The organism is Trebonia sp. (assembly GCF_049794275.1).
Lineage (GTDB): Bacteria > Actinomycetota > Actinomycetes > Streptosporangiales > Streptosporangiaceae > Trebonia.
Genome location: NZ_JBARCR010000870.1, coordinates 1 through 3,867, shown reverse-complemented (window position 1 = coordinate 3,867; position 3,867 = coordinate 1). Strand labels below are relative to the sequence as shown.

Sequence of the window (3,867 nt, the reverse complement as noted above, 5' to 3'; positions counted from 1 at the left end):
GCCGAGATCGTGACCGGGGTCAGCCCGGCCGCCGCAGCGGCGTCGTCGACGCTGTGCGCGATGCGCGTCTGCTGGCTAAGTCGCTGGTATTCCGCTAGGTCAGCGGCGGTGGCCACGCCGAGCGCGCGGGTGGTCACGCCGGTGAGGTAGGCGACGCACTCAGCGTCGTCCGGCGCAAGCTCGAGCAGCGGCTCCGGGATGGCTCGCTCAGGCAGGTCGTAGACGCGCCGCCAGCCCGTGCGCCGCACGCAGACCGCCCGCCCCGTATCGAGCAGCCACTCGGCGGCGATCTTCACTTCTGACCAGTCCCACCACGGACCGCCGCCTTTGGCGCCGCCCAGCTGGGTCGCGGTCAGCGGCCCCTCGCTCCGCAGCCGCGCGAGCACCTCCTCGCAGACGTCCTCGGAGACCTTGTGCCACCGCTGGCCGCGCGCCGCGATCGCGCGCCGCCGCCACGCGTAGTACGGCCAGAGCTCGAGCGGCAGCACGCAGGCCGCGTGCGCCCAGTACTCGAACGTCGCCGGCTTCTTCGCCGGCCAGTACGCGCTCTCCACCGCGTCCCGCCCGACCGGGCCGAGCCGCGCGTACGCGACCAGCTCGTGGGACCGCGCCAGCACGCTGATCGTGTCGAGCTGCACCGCTCCGACCCGGTGCAGCATCCCGGCGACGCCGCCACGCCGCCCGCCGCCGAGAAACCCCTGCGCGTAAAGGGTGAGCCGCCGCGCCTCGTCCGCGGTTAGCTGCCGCGTCTCCGTAGCTGGGCTTTGCTGTTCATCCAGAACGTACGCGGCATTCTCTCCCACCCCACCGACTCTAGCGGCAGGGTACGACAATCCGGCGTGAGTGGCGCCCGCCCGTTGGGCGCGCAACGGGAGGTTCCAGGGGGTCGTCCCCCCGGGCTAGCTCAGTACCAGTCGTCGCTGAACGTCTTGGCGAACGCGGTCATGAGGCAGCCGACGACGGCGATGCCCACGCCGAGCCAGAACGCCCACCAGGTGGGGTGCGGCACCAGCGCGACGCCGCCCACGATAAACCCGACGGTGATGACCGCGACCGCCACCCAGGACATGGGCTTGCCCGAGTTGTGCTCCAGGGCATGACCAGTGCCGTGCACCGGCAATCCGGTGGCACCCGTTTCCTCGACGGTGCCCGAAGCCTGCTCGGCCACGACCCCTCCTCGAACGCCTATGCTGAAGCCTGGCAAGAAAAATACCCTAAGGGCATGGAGCGGCGGCAGCCGGCCCCTCTAGGCCAATCCGCAAGGAGCACCGAACAGTGCCAGTCATCCTAGATAGCATCCTTCGCGCGGGCGAAGGCAAGATCCTGCGCCAACTCAAGCGGATCAGCGATCAGATCAACTCTGTCGAGGACGACTTTGTCGCGATGAGCGACGCCGAGCTCCGCGCGATGACCGACGAGTTCAGGCAGCGCTATGCCGGCGGGGAGTCGCTCGACGACCTGCTCCCCGAGGCGTTCGCCGCCGTCCGCGAGGCGGCGCGGCGCACGCTGGGCCAGCGGGCCTTCGACGTGCAGCTGATGGGCGCCGCGGCCCTGCACATGGGCAACATCTCCGAGATGCGGACCGGTGAGGGAAAGACGCTGACCGGCGTCTTCCCCGCGTACCTGAACGCGCTGGCTGGCGAGGGCGTGCACGTCGTCACCACCAACGACTACCTGGCCAAGCGCGACTCCGAGTGGATGGGCCGGGTGCACAGGTTCCTCGGCCTCGAGGTGGGCGTCATCCTCGCCGAGATGACGCCCGAGGACCGCAAGCGCGCCTACCTCGCGGACGTGACTTACGGGACGAACAACGAGTTCGGCTTCGACTACCTGCGCGACAACATGTCGTGGTCGCTCGAGGAGACCGTGCAGCGCGGCCACAACTACGCGATCGTCGACGAGGTTGACTCGATCCTCGTCGACGAGGCGCGGACCCCGCTGATCATCAGCGGGCCCGCCGAGCAGAACTCCCGGTGGTACCTCGAGTTCGCCAAGATCGCGCCCCGGCTGCGGCGCGGCGAGGACGGCGAGGGCGACTACGAGGTCGACGAGAAGAAGCGGACCGTCGGCATCCTGGAGTCGGGCGTCGAGAAGGTCGAGGACTGGCTCGGCATCGACAACCTCTACGACCCGGTCAACACGCCGCTCGTCAGCTTCCTGAACAACTCGCTCAAGGCGAAGGAGCTGTTCAAGAAGGACAAGGACTACGTCGTGATGAACGGCGAGGTCCTGATCGTGGACGAGTTCACCGGCCGCATGCTGCACGGCCGCCGCTACAACGAGGGCATGCACCAGGCCATCGAGGCCAAGGAAAGCGTGCAGATCAAGGACGAGAACCAGACGTTCGCCACGATCACGCTGCAGAACTACTTCCGGATGTACGACAAGCTGGCCGGCATGACCGGTACGGCGATGACCGAGGCCAACGAGTTCTACTCGATCTACAAGCTCGGCGTGATCCCGATCCCGACCAACATGCCGATGATCCGCGCCGACGAGACCGACGTCATCTTCCAGACGTCGGACTCCAAGTTCGATGCCGTCGTGGAGGACATCGCCGAGCGGCACGCGGCAGGCCAGCCAGTGCTGGTGGGCACGGTGAGCGTCGAGAAGTCCGAGATCGTGTCCTTGCGGCTGAAGCGGCGCGGCATTCCGCATCACGTGCTGAACGCGAAGTACCACGAGCAGGAGGCCATGATCGTCGCCCAGTCCGGGCGGCTCGGCGCGGTCACGGTCGCCACCAACATGGCCGGCCGCGGCACCGACATCATGCTCGGCGGCAACCCCGAGTTCATCGCGGACGTGGAGCTGCACCAGCGCGGCCTGTCGCCGGTCGACACCCCTGAGGACTACGAGGCCGCCTGGCCGGAGGCGGTGGCCAAGGCCAAGGCGGCGGTGGCCGCCGAGCACACGCAGGTGGTGGACGCCGGCGGCCTGTACGTCCTCGGCACCGAACGGCACGAGTCGCGGCGGATCGACAACCAGCTCCGCGGCCGGTCAGGCCGCCAGGGCGACCCGGGCTTGTCGCGCTTCTACCTGTCGCTGCAAGACGACCTGATGCGGATGTTCAACTCCGACCGGGTCGCGGCGATCATGGACCGGCTGAACATCCCGTCGGACGTGCCGGTCGAGAACAAGGTGGTGTCCCGCGCGATCAGGTCCGCGCAGACCCAGGTCGAGCAGCAGAACTTCGAGATCCGCAAGGACGTCCTGAAGTACGACGACGTGCTCAACAGGCAGCGCAAGGTCATCTACGGCGAGCGGCGCCGGGTGCTCGAGGGCGCCGACCTGCACGAGCAGATCCGGTCGATGATCGACGAGGTGGTCGCGTCGTACGTGGCGGGGGCGACCGGCGACGGGTACCCGGAGGAATGGGACCTGGAGAAGCTGTGGCGGGCGTTCAAGCAGCTCTACCCGATCCCGCTGCGGATCGACACCGTGATCGAGGAGGCCGGCGGGGACAAGTCCGGTCTCACCGCCGACCTGATCACGGAGATGGTCACCGAGGACGCGCACGCCGCCTACGACCGGCGTGAGCAGGAGCTGACGCCGGACCTGATGCGAGAGATCGAGCGCAGGGTGGTGCTGTCGGTCCTTGACCGCAAGTGGCGCGAGCACCTGTACGAGATGGACTACCTCCGCGAGGGCATCGGCCTGCGCGCGATGGCGCAGCGCGACCCGCTGGTCGAGTACCAGCGGGAGGGCTTCGACATGTTCAACTCGATGATGGACGGCATCAAGGAGGAGTCGGTCGGGAACCTGTTCAACCTGCAGTTCGAGGTCCAGGAGAACCCGATCGTGGAAGAGGCGCCCGGTGCGGCGCCTGGGGCCGCGACCGCGGCGCCGCCTGCGGCCGCTGTGCAGGCC

The 3,867-nt window shown here is 68.3% G+C and carries 3 protein-coding genes; 1 reads left to right on the top strand and 2 read right to left on the bottom strand.

Annotated elements, in window-relative coordinates:
* Both WA805_RS22495 and WA805_RS22490 read right to left on the bottom strand, forming a co-directional pair.
* The coding region (locus tag WA805_RS22495; protein ID WP_425243323.1) for a DNA glycosylase AlkZ-like family protein at positions 1 to 803 on the bottom strand (803 nt) is incomplete at its 3' end.
* Positions 804 to 904: 101 nt separating this feature from the next.
* Positions 905 to 1,168 (bottom strand): HGxxPAAW family protein, encoded by a 264-nt coding sequence (locus WA805_RS22490; RefSeq protein ID WP_422285799.1) that lies wholly within the window; start codon positions 1,166 to 1,168, stop codon positions 905 to 907.
* A gap of 107 nt (positions 1,169 to 1,275) precedes the next feature.
* Between WA805_RS22490 and secA the strand changes: the two genes are divergently transcribed.
* The coding region (secA, locus tag WA805_RS22485; protein ID WP_424561010.1) for a preprotein translocase subunit SecA at positions 1,276 to 3,867 on the top strand (2,592 nt) is incomplete at its 3' end.